17 protein-coding genes, 1 rRNA gene and 1 pseudogene are annotated in these 16,953 nt (G+C 39.0%); 9 read left to right on the top strand and 10 right to left on the bottom strand.

Going from position 1 to position 16,953, the window contains the following annotated elements:
- Positions 1-15: 15 nt before the first annotated feature.
- The 3 genes from HMPREF0013_RS16655 to HMPREF0013_RS16645 all read right to left on the bottom strand — a co-directional run bounded on the left by HMPREF0013_RS16655 (position 16) and on the right by HMPREF0013_RS16645 (position 2,834).
- The gene (locus tag HMPREF0013_RS16655) at positions 16-660 is read right to left on the bottom strand and encodes a trimeric intracellular cation channel family protein (protein WP_002121256.1); all 645 of its coding nucleotides are present in this window, start codon (positions 658-660) and stop codon (positions 16-18) included.
- Between the two features lie 45 nt (positions 661-705).
- A complete protein-coding gene (locus HMPREF0013_RS16650) occupies positions 706-1,173 on the bottom strand; it encodes a YchJ family protein (protein WP_005804012.1) in 468 nt (155 codons plus the stop codon).
- A 71-nt stretch (positions 1,174-1,244) separates the two neighbouring features.
- A complete protein-coding gene (locus HMPREF0013_RS16645; protein WP_005804011.1) occupies positions 1,245-2,834 on the bottom strand; it encodes a TerC family protein in 1,590 nt (529 codons plus the stop codon).
- Positions 2,835-3,160: 326 nt separating this feature from the next.
- Here HMPREF0013_RS16645 and HMPREF0013_RS16640 point away from each other — a divergent pair, with 326 nt between their 5' ends.
- The 4 genes from HMPREF0013_RS16640 to dinB all read left to right on the top strand — a co-directional run bounded on the left by HMPREF0013_RS16640 (position 3,161) and on the right by dinB (position 7,239).
- On the top strand, positions 3,161-3,784 hold the full coding sequence (locus HMPREF0013_RS16640; RefSeq protein WP_005804010.1) for a TIGR00730 family Rossman fold protein: 624 nt from the start codon (positions 3,161-3,163) through the stop codon (positions 3,782-3,784).
- Positions 3,785-3,955: 171 nt separating this feature from the next.
- A complete protein-coding gene (gene mdtD, locus HMPREF0013_RS16635) occupies positions 3,956-5,347 on the top strand; it encodes a multidrug transporter subunit MdtD (protein WP_005804008.1) in 1,392 nt (463 codons plus the stop codon).
- Between the two features lie 76 nt (positions 5,348-5,423).
- On the top strand, positions 5,424-6,182 hold the full coding sequence (locus tag HMPREF0013_RS16630) for a GH25 family lysozyme (protein ID WP_005804007.1): 759 nt from the start codon (positions 5,424-5,426) through the stop codon (positions 6,180-6,182).
- 1 nt (position 6,183) lies between these two features.
- Positions 6,184-7,239, top strand: a complete 1,056-nt coding sequence (dinB, locus tag HMPREF0013_RS16625) for a DNA polymerase IV (RefSeq protein ID WP_005804005.1) — start codon at positions 6,184-6,186, stop codon at positions 7,237-7,239.
- Positions 7,240-7,297: 58 nt separating this feature from the next.
- On the opposite strand, the pseudogene HMPREF0013_RS25355 reads toward dinB, so the two are convergent.
- Positions 7,298-7,360 (bottom strand): annotated as a pseudogene (locus tag HMPREF0013_RS25355) (hypothetical protein); the annotation flags it as partial.
- A gap of 193 nt (positions 7,361-7,553) precedes the next feature.
- Between HMPREF0013_RS25355 and HMPREF0013_RS16620 the strand changes: the two are divergent.
- Positions 7,554-7,907 carry a RidA family protein gene (locus HMPREF0013_RS16620; protein WP_005804002.1) on the top strand — a complete coding sequence of 118 codons (354 nt, stop codon included), beginning with the start codon at positions 7,554-7,556 and terminating at the stop codon, positions 7,905-7,907.
- A 147-nt stretch (positions 7,908-8,054) separates the two neighbouring features.
- Here HMPREF0013_RS16620 and HMPREF0013_RS16615 read toward each other — a convergent pair whose 3' ends face one another.
- From HMPREF0013_RS16615 to HMPREF0013_RS16600, 4 genes are all read right to left on the bottom strand, one after another.
- Complete coding sequence (locus HMPREF0013_RS16615) at positions 8,055-8,555, bottom strand: DUF2726 domain-containing protein (RefSeq protein ID WP_002121669.1); 501 nt, start codon at positions 8,553-8,555, stop codon at positions 8,055-8,057.
- Positions 8,556-8,869: 314 nt separating this feature from the next.
- Positions 8,870-11,248, bottom strand: a complete 2,379-nt coding sequence (locus HMPREF0013_RS16610) for a YgiQ family radical SAM protein (protein WP_005804000.1) — start codon at positions 11,246-11,248, stop codon at positions 8,870-8,872.
- 212 nt (positions 11,249-11,460) lie between these two features.
- The gene (locus HMPREF0013_RS16605; RefSeq protein ID WP_005803998.1) at positions 11,461-12,720 is read right to left on the bottom strand and encodes an esterase-like activity of phytase family protein; all 1,260 of its coding nucleotides are present in this window, start codon (positions 12,718-12,720) and stop codon (positions 11,461-11,463) included.
- 150 nt (positions 12,721-12,870) lie between these two features.
- Positions 12,871-13,275, bottom strand: a complete 405-nt coding sequence (locus tag HMPREF0013_RS16600; RefSeq protein ID WP_000350995.1) for a helix-turn-helix domain-containing protein — start codon at positions 13,273-13,275, stop codon at positions 12,871-12,873.
- Between the two features lie 81 nt (positions 13,276-13,356).
- Here HMPREF0013_RS16600 and HMPREF0013_RS16595 point away from each other — a divergent pair, with 81 nt between their 5' ends.
- The 4 genes from HMPREF0013_RS16595 to HMPREF0013_RS0105525 all read left to right on the top strand — a co-directional run bounded on the left by HMPREF0013_RS16595 (position 13,357) and on the right by HMPREF0013_RS0105525 (position 15,552).
- Positions 13,357-13,842, top strand: a complete 486-nt coding sequence (locus HMPREF0013_RS16595) for a DUF2938 domain-containing protein (protein WP_005803994.1) — start codon at positions 13,357-13,359, stop codon at positions 13,840-13,842.
- A gap of 16 nt (positions 13,843-13,858) precedes the next feature.
- Positions 13,859-14,425 (top strand): flavodoxin family protein, encoded by a 567-nt coding sequence (locus tag HMPREF0013_RS16590; RefSeq protein WP_005803991.1) that lies wholly within the window; start codon positions 13,859-13,861, stop codon positions 14,423-14,425.
- Between the two features lie 4 nt (positions 14,426-14,429).
- Positions 14,430-14,663, top strand: coding sequence for a DUF2798 domain-containing protein (locus HMPREF0013_RS16585; RefSeq protein WP_005065652.1), 234 nt, complete (start codon positions 14,430-14,432; stop codon positions 14,661-14,663).
- A 280-nt stretch (positions 14,664-14,943) separates the two neighbouring features.
- Positions 14,944-15,552 carry a lytic transglycosylase domain-containing protein gene (locus tag HMPREF0013_RS0105525; protein WP_005803989.1) on the top strand — a complete coding sequence of 203 codons (609 nt, stop codon included), beginning with the start codon at positions 14,944-14,946 and terminating at the stop codon, positions 15,550-15,552.
- Positions 15,553-15,608: 56 nt separating this feature from the next.
- On the opposite strand, the gene cysK is transcribed toward HMPREF0013_RS0105525, so the two are convergent.
- Positions 15,609-16,607 (bottom strand): cysteine synthase A, encoded by a 999-nt coding sequence (cysK, locus tag HMPREF0013_RS16580; protein ID WP_005803987.1) that lies wholly within the window; start codon positions 16,605-16,607, stop codon positions 15,609-15,611.
- 125 nt (positions 16,608-16,732) lie between these two features.
- Positions 16,733-16,847 (bottom strand): 5S ribosomal RNA (rrf, locus tag HMPREF0013_RS16575).
- Between the last annotated feature and the right edge of the window lie 106 nt (positions 16,848-16,953).

Genomic DNA, 16,953 nt, shown 5'->3' with positions numbered 1-16,953 from the left:
TCGAATTCTGCATGATTAATGTTCGTCAGTTGAAGAAGCCGATTCTGCATCATCATCTTTATAAATAAATTTAGGCATTTCTAAGCCAAAATAGATCGCAATCAGACGCAAGGTAAAGCCAAAAATTAAAGTTGAAATGACTGTTAACTCTAGGCTTAATCCTAAATCCTGACAAACCCAGTAACAGATGACTGCCACAAAAGAGATACTCGCATAGAGTTCTCGGCGGAAAACGAACGGGACATCGTTACATAAAATATCACGTAAAATACCGCCAGATACTCCAGTCAACACCCCTGCTACTGCCGACACGACAAAACCATGTCCCATTTGTAGGGCAATCTGACAACCAATGATCGTAAAACCAATCAAGCCTAATGCATCGAGCACCAAAAAGATGTTATGTAAATGACGCATCCATTTGGCAATAATAATCGTGACAAATGCAGCACAACAGGTCAGAACTAAGTATTCCGGATGTTTTACCCAAGTTAAAGGATAGTGGCCAAGCAATACATCTCGCACCGAACCACCACCTAAAGCAGTCACACAGGCAATCAGTACGACACCGAACCAGTCCATACTCCGTCGACCAGCAGACAATGCACCTGTCATGGCTTCCGCAGTAATCGCAATAATATAAATAACGGTGAGTAACATCGCCCTTTCCCTCAGGCCAAACAGTGGGCGTATTTTAAGATAAACTTACAGAAATTGTGCACAGCATTGCTTAAATTTTTTTCCTGAACCACATATACAAGGTTGTTTCATTGTGACGTGCATATCGACCGTTGGGTCGAGGAAAAACCATTTTTGCTGGTGATAAACAAAATGTGAAACCTCATGATGAATTTGGGCTTTTTGTCCATCATGATAGTGAGCCTTAAACTCAACCTGTGCGTGGGTTTTATCTAATTTTTCGTTGGCATTAACCACCTCTAAACCCAACCATTGATTTTGTTTGCTCCACTCTGCGATGGCATCTTTATCTAGTGCTGTTTGCTGACCTAAAGCAGTCGTTTGCACAATATAATCGATTTGCTGTAATGCAAAAGCGCTATAACGTGAACGCATAAGCTGCTCTGCCGTTAGTGCTTTGGCTGTGCCTAAATGTAAAGGCTCACAACATTGTGTATAGCTGCCTTTTCCACATGGACAAGTTTGTTGGATCATTTGGTGTTTCTCAAATAAAAAATAGCTCAGAGTTGAGCTATTTTATGATGTTTCTAGACTTAAAACGTCATTTAATCTTTTGATTCATCTTGCTCGATAGAAACAATATGAACTTTCTCAATTTTATGACCTTCCATCGTAATCACTTCAAAGCGATAACCGTCTGCCTCAACAGCTTCACCATTTTCCGGTAAACGGCCTAAATGGAATAACAGGTAGCCCGATAAAGTTGAATACTGTTCACTTTCGTCAACGAGATCACGACCTAATAAAAGTGATACATGGCGAATATCAGTTGAACCTTCAAGCATTAATGAACCGTCTGCCAAGCTTTCAGCAGCAGCGTCTAACTCATCTTCATCAGGGAATTCACCAGCAATCGCTTCTAAGATATCAATTGGTGTTGCGATACCTTCGATGGAACCATATTCATTTAATACGATCGCCATTTGTAAAGGTGCTTGACGCAATTGCTCCATCACCATAAGCACTTGAGCATTTTCATGCACAATCACAGGTTCACGTAGATGCTTTTGGAAATCAATTACACCTGTTTCAATAAAGTTGTTTAAAACTTTATGCGTAAGTGCAATACCCTCAATATTATCAAGTTCACCGCGTGCAACGATCAAACGAGAATGTGTCATCGACATTAAACGTTCTTTTAAAACTTCAGGTTCATCGTCTAAGTCAATCCACTCAAGTTCAGGGCGTGGAGTCATAACAGATTTTACAGGACGCTCTGATAAACCAAGCACACCTTGTACAAGCACACTGTGATAAGCACCATTTTCTTCGTCAAAAACTTCATCAGCAAAAGCTTGCGTCGCTAATACATCTTCTTTATCAGAAGATTGAGTATCTGAAGAACTACTATTTTTACTGCCTAACATACGTAAAACCGCAGAGGCAGTGCGATAACGTAAATCTGTAGTGGTAACTAGCTTTTCCTGATTGCGACGCATGCTCTGATTGATAACTTCTACCAAAACCGAGAAGCCAATTGCAGCATATAAATAGCCCTTCGGAATATGGAAACCAAAGCCTTCCACCACCAAAGAGAAACCGATCATCATCAAGAAGCCAAGACACAGAATGACAACTGTTGGATGTTTATTGACGAAGTCCATGAGTGGTTTTGATGCCCACAACATGATTCCGACAGCAATAACAACCGCAACCATCATCACTGACAGCTCTTTCACCATACCTACAGCTGTAATCACACTGTCTAACGAGAATACAGCATCAAGCACAACAATCTGGACAATAACCATCCAGAATGCAGCATGAACAGGATTATCTTCTTTATGAAGTTGTTTTCCTTCCATCCGTTCATGCAATTCCATGGTGCCTTTAAATAATAAGAACACACCACCGAATAACAAAATCAGATCACGACCAGAGAAAGGATGGTCAAAAATATGGAAAAGTGGTTCAGTTAGTGTCACAACCCAAGCAATCGAGGCTAAGAGTATAAGACGCATTCCCAAGGCGAGCACCAAACCGACTATACGTGCTTTAGCTCGTTGCTCGGGCGGCAATTTCTCAGCCAAGATTGCGATAAAAACGAGGTTATCGATCCCCAATACAATTTCAAGAACGATTAAAGTTGCTAAACCCACCCAAGCAGAGGGATCAGACATCCATTCAAAGATCATTGATCCTGCTCCTGTGTTGTTTGAATTTTATCTTTATTTGGCAACACAACAGGCGCGCCTATACAAAGGGGGGAAAATGTTTTTTTAAGACAAGAAATTAAAACGGAGCGACTACAACCACTACCCATATTTGTTCATATGTTGTTAAACGATTTTTTAGTATAGGCAAGATTTAACATAAATTCATCATTTTTATTTGTACATAACCAGCATTCACCAAACCCATACAAAACATGAATCTTTCTTATAAATCTGCTTATAAAGTTGTCATATCTTTTGCTTAGTGTAGACAAGAAATATGAACGTGATAAGGTGAAAATAAAGCAATGAATAGCGTATTAACAATGGCAGTAAATGATTCACCAATAACAGCTGTAAAAACAAAACAACCTCTTATTGCATTATATTGTGGTTCACGTGCAGGAAATAACCCAATCTACCGAGAAAAAGCAATTGAACTTGCTCACGGAATTGCTGAACAAGGCTTCGGTTTAGTCTATGGCGGTGCAAGTATCGGTTTAATGGGACAAGTCGCAGATAGCGTTCTCGCAAATGGTGGAGAGGCTGTCGGGGTGATCCCTGAATTTATGCTTGATTATGAAGTCGCACATGCAGGACTAACTGAATTACATGTCGTAGAAACCATGCACGAACGCAAAGCCATGATGGCAGAGCGCGCAAGTGCATTTATTGCGTTACCGGGTGGTCTAGGAACATTTGAAGAAATATTGGAAATAGCCACTTGGGGCCAACTCAACCAACATCAAAAGCCGATGATTTTATATAACGTAAATGGCTTTTATAATGCATTGATCGCCCAATTAGACCATGCAGTTCAAGAAGGTTTCCTTCCCCTTCAGCACCGAGCTAAATTAATTGTATGCGAAGAGGTCGATCAAATTTATAACGTCATTAAAAACTTAAAAATGCCAAAAAGATTTGTTGTCTAGTTGTCCCCCTACTCTATTTAAAAAAGCGGTTCTGCCGCTTTTTTTGTTTTAACTATTTTCACCGTTGCCTTCATAAGCACTTAGATTTTGTAAAGAGGTATTCAACATTGACTTACTTCTTTTAAATTCAATTTGTTTTACACTAGATCAAAACGTTAATTTTTAAATGTTATGAATGCCACGCCGACTCACCAAGCCTTGCAACCCGAATATCGCTTACTCGTTCTTTTGGTTTCTATTGGCTTTTTTATGCAGGCCTTGGACACAACGATTGTAAATACCGCTATTCCTGCAATGGCTCATCATCTCAATGAAGATCCTTTACGCATGCACAGCGTAGTGGTGGCCTATGTATTATCGGTTGCCGCTTGTATTCCTTTAAGTGGCTGGTTAGCAGACCGCTTTGGTGTCAGAAGTATTTTCTTGTCGGCAATCGTCATTTTTACTCTGGCTTCTTTAGGATGTGGACTTTCACAAAGTCTCAATGAACTCTTATTTTTCCGCGTTATCCAAGGTGTGGGCGGCGCCTTACTACTTCCTGTAGGTCGACTATCACTTTTAAAAATTATTCCTCGAACTCAATTTTTAGCTGCAATGAGTCTAATGAGCCTTGCAGGTTTACTCGGACCGTTGGCGGGCCCAACTTTAGGTGGCTGGTTAGTTGAAGTTGCAACTTGGCATTGGATTTTCCTGATTAATATTCCTATGGGCATACTTGGCATATTAATGACACTAAAAGTCATGCCAAATGTAAAAGAACCCTCAGTCAAAACATTCGATTTGGGTGGCTTTATCTTATTAGTCGTGGCCATGATTGGATGGTCTTTAGGGATAGAACACCTAGCCTCACCTGAATATTCAAAATGGTTTAGCATTTCATTATTAGTCGTCGGAATAATCGCAACACTTTGGTATGCCTATCATTCACATACTCATCAAAATGCATTATTCCGCAGCCGACTCTTTAGAAACAAAATTTATGCGATTGGTATTTTAGGTAATTTCTTTGCTCGCTTTGGTGGTAATGCTTTGCCTTTTGTTTTACCACTCATGCTACAAGTTGCTTTTGGTTTTGAACCCTTTATTGCAGGTTTAATGATGATTCCCTTGGTCTTGGGTTCATTATTTTCAAAGCCAATTGTCAGACCTATTATTCAGAAAATTGGCTATCGACGTTTTTTACTCATCAACACAACACTTGTTGGATTATGTATTGCCTCTTTTGCAATCATGACCGTCGATACTCCAACTTGGTTTAGAGCCTTACACTTTTTCTTATTTGGCACATTAAATTCACTGCAATTTGTTGGCATGAACACATTGACCTTGAAAGATTTGCCTCAACAAGATGCAAGTAGCGGTAATAGTTTTCTATCAATGATCATGATGCTATCAATGAGTATTGGCGTGGCACTGGCAGGTACACTCATTAACGTATTTACCAATTATTATGGCCCAGCTTATGTAACCACTGCATTCCATGTCACTTTAATTTGCCTCGGTTGTATCAATGTCATTACTGCATTTATTTTCTGGCAAATTCCAAAGGATACGCCTGTATAAGCAGTTGCATTTTTAGCATGGTTTCTCGCTCGCGAATCACGCTATGATGTCGACTTCAAATTTTAACGAGTTTTGAATGAGCAAACTGGCTAAAACTTTTTTCACATCACGGCACAATACCCTAATCGGAATTGGCTTAGCTTGTGTTATGGGAGTCTTAGCTTATTTTGGTCTGTTCTATCAACAAAAAGCAGTTGCGCAGGACTATCCGGTGCAAGGGTTCGATGTTTCTCATCATCAAGGTGATATTAACTGGAAAAAAATATCACCGGAAAAATTCCAATTCGTCTATTTAAAAGCGACCGAAGGCGGCGATTACAAAGATTCAAAATTTCAGGAAAACTGGCTCAAGGCACGTGAACATGGGTTTCATGTAGGTGCTTATCATTTTTATCGTCTATGCCGTGATGGAAAAACACAAGCGGATAACTTTATTGCGACTGTACCCAACAAAGCCGATGCCCTTCCTCCTGTTATCGATCTAGAATATGACGGTAACTGTATTAATGCGCACACCAAAGAACAATTACTTAAAGAAATAGGCATCATGCATGATCGCTTAAAACAGCATTATGGCAAACAGCCCATCTTTTATATTTCCAAAACTTTTTACCACATTGTATTAATAGGAAGTTTCCCTAATACACCACTTTGGGTCAGAGATTACGAAGGAAAACCTGAGCTGAAAGACAAAAGAAAATGGCTCTTTTGGCAGCATAGTAATCAAGGTAAAATTGAAGGCATGACAAAACCAGTAGACTTAAATGTTTATGAGGGTTCAGTCAAAGAATGGCATCATTTTTTACAGCAGCAAGGCATCGTGAAAGCACAATAATATGCGCAAAATCATTCATATCGATATGGATGCCTTTTATGCATCGGTCGAATTGCGAGAGCGTCCTGATCTAAAGCATCTTCCCGTCGTTATTTCTTCGCATCATCCGCGAGCTGTGATTGCTGCTGCCTCCTACCCTGCCCGTGAATTTGGTTTGCGTTCTGCTATGTCGATGAGTCAGGCAAGAAAACTATGTCCTCAAGTTGTCATTATTGAACCAAATTTTGAAAAATACCGTACGGTTTCCGCTCAAATTCACTCAATCTTTCAGCAATATACGCTACTTATTGAACCTTTATCTTTAGATGAAGCCTATTTGGATGTCACTGAAAATCTAAAACAAATTGCGAGTGCAACTGAAGTTGCCATGCAAATTCGGGAAGATATTTTTCGATTAACTGGGCTTACTGCATCGGCTGGTGTAGCACCAAATAAATTTTTGGCAAAAATTGCTTCGGATTGGAACAAACCTAATGGCTTATGTGTAATCAAACCTTCGCAAGTTGCTACTTTTATTCAAGACCTTCCGCTTAAAAAGATTCCAGGCGTGGGTAAAGTCACTCAGGAAAAATTACAACAGCTTCAGCTACATACTTTAGGTGACTTACAAAAAATTGAAGAAGCTGTTTTGGTTCACCACTTTGGTAAATATGGACAACAACTCTATCTATATGCTCAGGGCATTGACCATAGACCTGTTCAAGCTGAAAGAGCTCGCCAACAAATTTCGAAAGAGACCACTTTTGACAGTGATTTTACTTTGGCTCAATGTCAGCCCTATTGGCAGGGATTAGCTGAAAAAGTCTGGCAAACCCTAGAGAAAAAGCAACTCAATGCACGTGGTGTGAATATCAAACTTAAACTCAAGAATTTTCAGACTCTACAACATAGTAAAAGCTTTAAAAGACCGATCCAGTCGCTACAGGACCTAATCCAAGTTTTATTTTTATTGTTAAATGAAATGCAGATACCCGAACATTTCCAGTTTCGCCTGATTGGTATAGGCGTTTATCAATTACAAACGCAAGCCGATGACTTCCAACTTAACCTCTGGTGACTGATTAATTTTTACCCGAAAGAGCAACTTTTGAACAAAATAGGCTCCCTTTTACTCAAACTTTAGAGTAACCTAATCAACGCATATTCATTACCCATGTATTTGCAACATGCCAAAGCAACCTTTACTTTCGGCATATCGTCCTGTGATTGGCGTGACGACCAAATCCGAATATTGCAGGGCTCTTCTGATACATGGCTTAGATATCCCTTCCTCACAATAATCTACTGAAATTCTTTTCTACTTGCTTGCACCGACCTAGCAACTCTTCATAAAATCAAAACTATTAAATAAAGCCACTTTAGAGCATTTTTATGACGGTAAAGCGTTTACACGTTACTTCACGCTACTGCGAAGTTGCGATTTCAGGTAATTTGGTACACCTAGCTGGGCAACTCGCCGATGATACAAGCGCAGATGTCACAGGGCAGACTCAACAAACTTTAGATAATATTGACCGTCTATTGGCAGAAGCTGGAACTGATAAAACCCATATTCTTTCTGTCATGATTTTTTTAAAAGATATTGAAAAAGATTATGCAGCAATGAATGCGGTTTGGGATGGATGGATTAGCGAAGGGAACCCACCAGCACGTACATGTGTAGAATCAAAACTCTATGCACCCGATGTACTTGTAGAAATGACGGTTGTTGCGGTACTTCCATAATTTTTATAATTATAAATCCATGTAAAATTGAGCAATATCTTAGGTGATATTGCTCAATTTTTTAGTAATTTTAAAATTTTGAATTTCAGCATCTTATTAAGATATTCTTAAATGAGCTCTCAGATTAGTTGCGCTAATGTCGAATTTTTAAGGCTTCACAAAAGCATTTGACATTCTTTCTAGCTGGGGTGTCGCATGCAAAGTTGCTAATTCTGATTCAGGACTCAATAAGTCTCTTCTTAAGTCATGATAATCAGGCACACTACTATAATGAAGCACACGATAGCCAGCCAATTGTAATAGGCGACGCTCATATTGTTGATGCGCTCGGCGTAAACCGTTTTCCCCTAGAACAACGACTACAATTACCTGATAATTTTGATCAAGCACAACAAAATCAGCTGACATATTTTGATATTTACGACGTGTATGCGCGTATTTTGTAGTTAGAAGTGCATCAAAAGATACATGCGCTAATACGGTAAATTTGGGCAAAACAGTTTGTAGTCTGGTTAAGGTCATTTGCTCATGGCTAGTTAACACTGCACGGCGCTTTAAAGCACTATCATGTTGATGCCTTCGTGACAGACTTTTCACTGCCATAACAACAACCAGAAATAATAATAAGATCGTGATTAAATAATACATGGGCCTAATCCTTTAAGTTTTTTATAATGATTTTGCTAGATCACACTTTGTTTTAATTGATAACGACACAGCCGTTTTTTAAAAGGTTCACTTAGTAATTTCACTTGTAGTTATCAAGCTTGGCTTAAATTTAGCCACCCTCACATTATTTATAATCATAGAATCAATAACAATCAAGTGCAGCTCGTCAGATTTTGGTTATTTATCATTATTCGTTACGTTTTTTGTACTTTAAATCCTCGAAAATCTCATTATACGATTTAAATAGAGTCATAAAAAACAAAACAGGCTCTATTTAAGAGCCTGTTTTATCATTATCCACGAACTTTAGATTTAGGTTTACTTTTCCCACCAAACGGTCTTTTCTCACCTGTTTCACGAGGAGGTAAACCAGTATGTTGCGTTAGAACCTGTCCTTTTTGTGGACGCTTTTGATTCGAATGATTATTCGTTTGCTGATTATTTCGTTTAACCGAATCACCTGCTGCAGACGAATTTTTCTTACGAGCAGACTTATATTCCCCTTCTGTGCCTTTTGGCTGATAAGTCGGAATTAAATGCTGCTTCGAATTACCAATTAAATCTGCGCGCCCCATCTCTTTTAGGGCCTCACGAAGTAATGGCCAGTTGTTTGGATCATGATAACGCAAGAATGCTTTATGCAGACGACGGCGTTTCTCGCCTTTTACAATATCAACTTTTTCAGTATAGCGAGCGACTTTAGCAAGCGGGTTTTTGCCCGAATAATACATGGTTGTTGCAGTTGCCATTGGCGATGGATAGAACGTCTGTACTTGATCGGCACGGAAACCATTCTTTTTCAACCAAATTGCAAGGTGCATCATGTCATAATCTGAAGTACCCGGATGCGCAGCAATAAAGTAAGGAATTAAATATTGCTCTTTCCCTGCTTCTTTACTGAAACGGTCAAACATTTGTTTGAAACGATCATACGTACCAATACCCGGTTTCATCATCTTAGATAACGGACCTTGTTCGGTATGTTCAGGAGCAATTTTTAAATAACCACCAACATGGTGTTGTACTAGTTCTTTTACATATTCAGGGTTGAGTACCGCAAGGTCATAGCGCAGACCAGAACCAATCAGAATTTTCTTCACACCTTTAATTGCGCGCGCTTTACGGTAAAGCTGTACTAAAGGTGCATGATCCGTATGCAAGTTTTGACAAACACCCGGATATACACAAGAAGGTTTACGACAGTTTTTCTCAATTTCAGGATCTTTACAGTGCAAACGGTACATGTTTGCTGTTGGGCCACCTAAATCTGAAATAATACCGGTGAAGTTTGGTGCCGTATCACGGATTTTTTCAATCTCACGTAAGATCGAATCTTCCGAACGGTTTTGGATAATACGACCTTCATGTTCTGTAATCGAACAGAATGTACAGCCGCCAAAACAGCCACGCATAATGTTGACCGAGAATTTGATCATATCAAATGCAGGGAAACGCGCATCACCATAAGTAGGATGTGGCAAACGTGCATAAGGTAAATCAAACACATAATCCATTTCCTCCGTAGTTAGAGGAATTGGAGGCGGGTTAATCCACACATCTCGTTCACCATGGCGTTGAACGAGTGCACGAGCATTACCAGGGTTGGTTTCAAGGTGCAAAATACGGTTTGCATGCGCATAAAGCACTTGATCATTTGCCACTTCTTCAAAAGAAGGTAAGCGAATAACCGCCAACTCTCGTGGTGGTAATTTGTGTTTAATTGCTTTTGACGGTGCTGGCTTTAATTGAACGATTTGAGTGTCGTCATCAAGTTTGTCGCCTTCACGCACAATGGGATTTGCAACAATCTCTTTTTGGAAATTTTGATACTGAGCTAAAGAGTTACCCTTTTCTTTTTCAACCTCACAGCCATCAATATCTTCTGTCATGACATATGGGTTAATAATTGGATCAACACGCCCAACCGTATCTACATCATTACTCGCAACTTCAACAAACTTTGCTTTTGATGCTTTGTTATGTTTATTAATAATAAATGCCGTACCACGAACATCTGTAATCTCGTGGATTTTCTCACCTTTAGCCAAACGATGCATTACATCAATAATGGCACGCTCACCATTACCATACATCAGCAAATCAGCTTTTGAGTCCATCAAAATCGAACGACGGACTTTATCTGACCAATAATCGTAGTGTGCGATACGGCGTAAACTGCCTTCAATACCACCTAATAACACAGGTACATCAGGGAATGCTTCTCGACAACGTTGGCAATAAACTGTTGCTGCGCGGTCTGGACGTTTATTTGGTTCATTATTTGGAGAATATGCATCATCCGAACGGATTTTACGATCTGCCGTATAACGGTTAATCATCGAATCCATATTACCTGCGGTTACACCCCAAGCAATTGTTGGCTTACCTAAAACTCGGAAGCTTTCAACATTGGTCCAGTCTGGCTGCGCAATAATTCCGACACGGAAACCTTGTGCCTCAAGCACACGTCCAATCACACCTGATACAAATGATGGATGGTCAATATAAGCATCACCACAGACTAAAATAAAGTCACACGCATCCCAGCCGAGTTGGTCCATTTCTTCTCGTGACATCGGCAAAAATGGCGCTGGTTCAAAACACGACGCCCAATATTTGTCGTAATCAAACAGCGCTTTTGGCGCAGTTTGCATGGTATAAGCGGTAGACATGGCTTGCGAATCTCGGCTAGCAGATGAAGGAGAGACATCTAAAGATGAAAGCCGATCATTTTAACATGAATTTCATTCATTTTCCCTGTTTATAAAACATGCGAAAACAACGATATAGAAATTAATTTGATTAAACTTTACTCAATATTTTATTCTTGTAATAAATACGGCGGACCAAAATCCGCCGCAGTTTTAATTTTTATTTATAGAGCTTAGAACAAAGCTTTTGGCAAACGAATTTGAATAATCTCGTTATCGTCAGCCAGTTTTGCGTTACGTCCTGTCGAACCAGGGAAATTATTATCATTGAAAACCGTCAGCGTTGTGCCATTTTCAATAATTACATCTTCAATGGTTTCAAATGGAAAAGCAAAAACCTCCCCCGTACCAATATCCCCTGCTCTAGCTGTGCCATACAACAAATTCGGGTTAGCAATTTTAATTAAATCGACTAAATCTTCACGGCTTACTAGCTGACCTGACTCATTCAATTTAATACGGATTAATTTTTTATATCCACCTAAATTGTTCTGAGTCGCATCACGTTCAATAATAATTCCTTCTTTATCATTAAAGAGTTGGAAGTCACCAATATTGGTTGCCTTGCTGTCTAACTGGAACCAATAATATTTTCCTGTATACACTTTTTTCTTCACATCAAATTGCGAAATCAGCAACTGTCTTTCCGTTTCTCGAATTGATTTAATTGGCTTTTCTATAAGAGGGTAAAGATACTGCCCATCTGGCGAAATCGCCATTCCTTCAAAACCACCACTTTGTTGAACTAGAGGTTCTACAAAATTAATTTGTGCTTTATTAAACTGATTTTGTGGTGAACGTAATTCTTGAGTCGGATGTAACGGATTTGGCAGAGCAATCGGTGCATCTAATAACACACCATTTGCTGAAAAATGAAGTAAATAAGGCCCAAACTCATCTCCAATCCAGTAGGTCCCGTCACTAGTACGCTGCATCGACTCTGGGTCAAAATCAGCGCCCGTTAATAAACGCTCAGGTGTATTACCATTGATGATATTAAATGGAATTAATTTATTCGGATCACGCAGTTGGATAAAGCTTTGTACAGTAACTTGGCTCGTGCCTTTAGCTTTAGTTTTGAAATCAGGCTTTATTTTATAAATACGAAGTAAAAAGTCTGCTGAATTATCTTGAGTTCCAAAACCGTTATCGGCCATTGCCATATAACTGCCATCTTCATTTTTTAATGCAGCAGAAAAGCCTTGTACAGGTTGACCTTTAAATGGAGGATAAATTCCATTTGCACCTTTCACATATGCACCAGAGTCTGGACCAGCAGCATAAGTTTCTACAGGTAATTTAGCAAAAGAAATTAAGGTTGGTTCGGTAACGTTTTCAGTAGGTGAAGTTTGTTCTTGGTCGTTATCATCATTACATGCCGCCAATCCTAAACTGGCACAGCATAATAATACCGCTAATGTTTTTTTGCTCATGGTTTTATACAGTTGATAAAAAATTAAGCAAATTTAATCAAGCTTATATGAAGTTTTTACTTCAAAAAGATGAAATCTTTATGGCGAAAATATGACAAGACCAACTATTTAATACAACTTCAAAAATTAGACCTCTTCGCTAAAAACTGCTTAAAGTTTTGTTGGCTGATATTCTCCAGCAATTGCTGCTTTTAAAAATTTTTGGAAAGTTGGACATTCCATATGATTTTCAGCAGGACATACAGCAGCGTGTTCTAATCCCTGGCTGATAAAATGCAATCGCTTTGCCATTTGCTCTAATTGTTCAGCTTTATCTTTTAGTTTTTGACGGTCAAGATCAGGCTTACCATCTTGCCCAAACATTGTGGCAATTTCATTTAAAGAAAATCCTGCAGCACGACCTAAAGCAATTAATGCCAGTTGATCAATTACTTGTTTGCCATATTGTCGACGTAAGCCTTGCCGCCCTATCGATTTAATTAATCCTTTCTCTTCATAAAAGCGTAGGGTAGCCGTTGTGACTTTTGCCTTCTTAGCGACTTCACCAATATCCATAATACCCTCTTGACTTCAAGTGAACTTTAATTTGCACAATAAATTTATCACGTTTCATACGTATAAAAGCAAGGTGTAAAAATGAATACATCCACTCTGTTCTTTCAAGCTTTATGTCTTGGTATTGGTGCAACCATCGTTATGGATATATGGCTGTTAATACTAAAAATATTTAAGGCCCCGACTTTAAACTTTGCCTTTCTTGGACGTTGGGTGGGCTGGATATTTCAAGGAAAACTCGTCCATCAATCTATTGCTAAAAGTACCCCAATAAAGGGGGAATATTTATTAGGCTGGATTGCTCACTATAGTGTCGGGATTATCTTCGCATTGAGCTTTCTCTTCATTGTAGGTTCGACTTGGCTCGACCACCCTCAGTTTTACTCAGCACTACTGTTTGGTTTGATCACCGTTCTCATTCCTTTTTTTATTATGCAACCAGCTATGGGTAGTGGTTTTGCCTCATCAAAAACACCTCATCCTTTTTTGAACTGTCTGAAAAGTTTGCTGAACCATAGTGTTTTTGGCTGTGGTTTATATCTCACTGCAAAACTATTTCAAATTTAAATAAAGGGAAATTTCCATGAAAACTGTTGCCATTATTTACCATAGTCGCCAAGGTCACACCCAATTTATTGCTCAGCAAATTCAAACTGGTATTTTGAGCCATAAAAATATGAGAGCAGATTTACTCAATGCCGAAGATATTATCAACAGCCCAGAAATTCTTATCCAATATGACGGCTTAATTTGGGGCTCCCCCACTTATTTAGGTGGTGTATCTTCCAAATTAAAACAACTCATGGATGCAACTGGTCCATTATGGAAAAAACAAAGTTTTAAAGGAAAATTAGCGGCTGGATTTACCGTTTCCTCCCTTCCTGCTGGTGATAAACAATCGACGTTAATTTCGATTTTCACCTTTTGTATGCAACACGGCATGTTATGGGTCGGTAATCCAATCATGCCTGAACAGCACAAAGGCATTCCTTATACGCAAGCAGCCAACCGTCTCGGTTCATGGTCAGGCTTAATGGCTCAAGCTGAACATGGCAGTAATGCAGATGGTTTTGATGAAGGAGATATTAAAACTGCTCAACAATTTGGAGAAAATTTTGCATTGACCTTAAATGCTTATCAAGGAATATAAGGCCATGAAAGCACAGAAACTTTTATTCCTCTTAATTTTATCAGGAATGATGTCTTTTATAGTTTCAGGTATTTCAACTTTCAAGGCTGTAGGGCTAAATCATCACTTCGTTTCATTATGGTTATCGGCTTGGATCATTGCATGGATATTAGCTTTCCCAAGTGTATTGATTTGTGCTCCTATAGCCCAAAAATTAGTCGACATCATATCTAAGAAAGTTGAAAAAAAACGACTGTAAGTTAAAACGTACAAAACTTGCGGTGATTTGCGGATATTCAGCTTTAGTATTTTTTCATAGTATATAAATCATAGAGAGACAGGATGTCTCATTGAAGAAGAATAAGAACGCAGGAAGCGGTAGTTGACAGGAGTTAACTACATAAAGCTGAATACGAAGAAACCTCGACAGGATGTCGGGGTTTTTTCATTTTAATTATACAAAATTCTTACTTTCTAGATGTGCTGAGCAACAGAACTTACATTGATCCGATAAGTACAGCTGAATACCATCATTTCATTTGAAATTTGATTATTGGTTTTGTATTTTGCTTACCTCATCTTTAGCTCAAGATCATTTTGAACCATCAGAATTACACCGCCTTAGCCTCAAATTTTTTATTATTGCATTGATGACAATAATGACAGGGTGTACAAGCTTAGGACCGAATAGTGGCTCATTTTCTTGGCGCTCCAATAAACTCTCGTCTGGCTTACAAAAAGCTTATTCTGTTCCAGCGAGTACAGCCAATCGGCTATCTCCAATGATTATTCAAAGTGCTGACCAATATAATGTCCCCCCTCTTTTACTCGCAGCAGTCATCAGGCAAGAGTCTAGTTACAATAGTAATGCTCGCTCTCCTACTGGCGCCGTCGGTTTAACTCAAATTATTCCAAGTTATTGGCAACAAACTTGTGTGGGGAATTTATATGATGAAACCACTAATATTCAATGTGGTGCTTATATCTTAAATCACTATTATCAGTCAGCTGATAGTTGGTTCAAGGCAACAGCTTATTATAATGTGGGACCAACTGGATATGAGCGAAGCTTCTGGACACGACACAAAGCAAAAAAATATGCTCGATCTGTGAAACGTCATCAGAAAACTTTAAAAAGTGCATTATAAATTCAGATCAAATAAAAAAAGCCCATCTATTAATGGGCTTTTTTACATAGTTAATTTTATTCGTCAAATAAACCTTCAAATAAAACAGAAGATAAATAACGTTCTCCGCTATCAGGAAGAATAACAACTATTGTTTTACCAGCATTTTCAGGACGCTCTGCAATTTTAGCTGCAGCAGCCAAGGCAGCTCCACTTGAGATACCTACCAAAATACCTTCTTGAGTTGCACAGTTTCTCGCCCATTGAATTGCTTCTTCACTATTCACTGGTAAGACTTCATCAACCAAATCTAAATCAAGATTTTTTGGAATAAAGTTTGCACCAATCCCCTGAATTTTATGGGGTGCAGGCGTAATACTTTCACCACTTTTAGTTTGAGTAATAATTGGAGACTCAGCAGGTTCAACTGCTACTGAGTACAATGGCTTATTTTGGACCTGTTCAAAATAACGAGAAATACCAGTTATCGTACCTCCAGTACCTACGCCAGCAACTAAAATATCAACCTGCCCACCTGTTGCTTGCCAAATTTCTGGGCCAGTTGTGTCCACATGAATTTGTGGATTGGCTGGGTTTTCAAATTGTTGTGGCAAAAAATAAACATCTGGCTGCTCAGTTGCTAATCGTACCGCTTCATCAACCGCACCTTTCATCCCTTTCGCCGGTTCAGTTAGAACTAAATTAGCACCTAAAGCTTTTAATACTTTTCTGCGTTCAAGACTCATGCTAGCTGGCATAGTCAAAGTAATTGGATAACCCTTCGCCGCCGCAACAAAAGCCAATGCAATCCCCGTATTACCACTAGTTGGTTCAACTATATGCATGCCTTCTTTCAACACACCTCTTTTTTCTGCATCTGCAATAAGTGCAGCCCCAATACGGCATTTCACAGAAAAGGCAGGATTACGACTTTCCACTTTCGCTAATACAGTTGCACCAGTTTTAATTAAACGGTTGATACGAACTAAAGGAGTATTACCAATAGCTTCTGCATTATTTGAATAAACTGCGATACCTAAATTATTGGGTGTTGGGAATTGTTGATCGGTAGACATGTTATATCCTTATTAGACTTGATATGAATTTCTTCCATTATAATCATATAAAGAATTATAGGTATAAATTCCGGGCAATAAAAGAAACACCCCCATTCGTTAGAACGGGGGTGTTTAGAATAATGAGCTGGCGATGACTTACTCTCACATGGGTAACCCCACACTACCATCAGCGCTAAGAGGTTTCACTTCTGAGTTCGGGAAGGGATCAGGTGGTTCACTCTTGCTATGGTCGCCAGCACAACTGGTATGGATACTTGCTTCGTTTTATTCACTGTGTGATACGTTGCGTTTTCCAAATCTTTACAGATGGGCTGATTGGTCTGATTTTTCGTGTTCATTTTAG

The organism is Acinetobacter sp. SH024, from assembly GCF_000163635.1.
Lineage (GTDB): Bacteria > Pseudomonadota > Gammaproteobacteria > Pseudomonadales > Moraxellaceae > Acinetobacter > Acinetobacter pittii.
The sequence above is the reverse complement of the archived record's forward strand: the minus strand, read 5'-3'. Positions and strand labels throughout refer to the sequence as shown.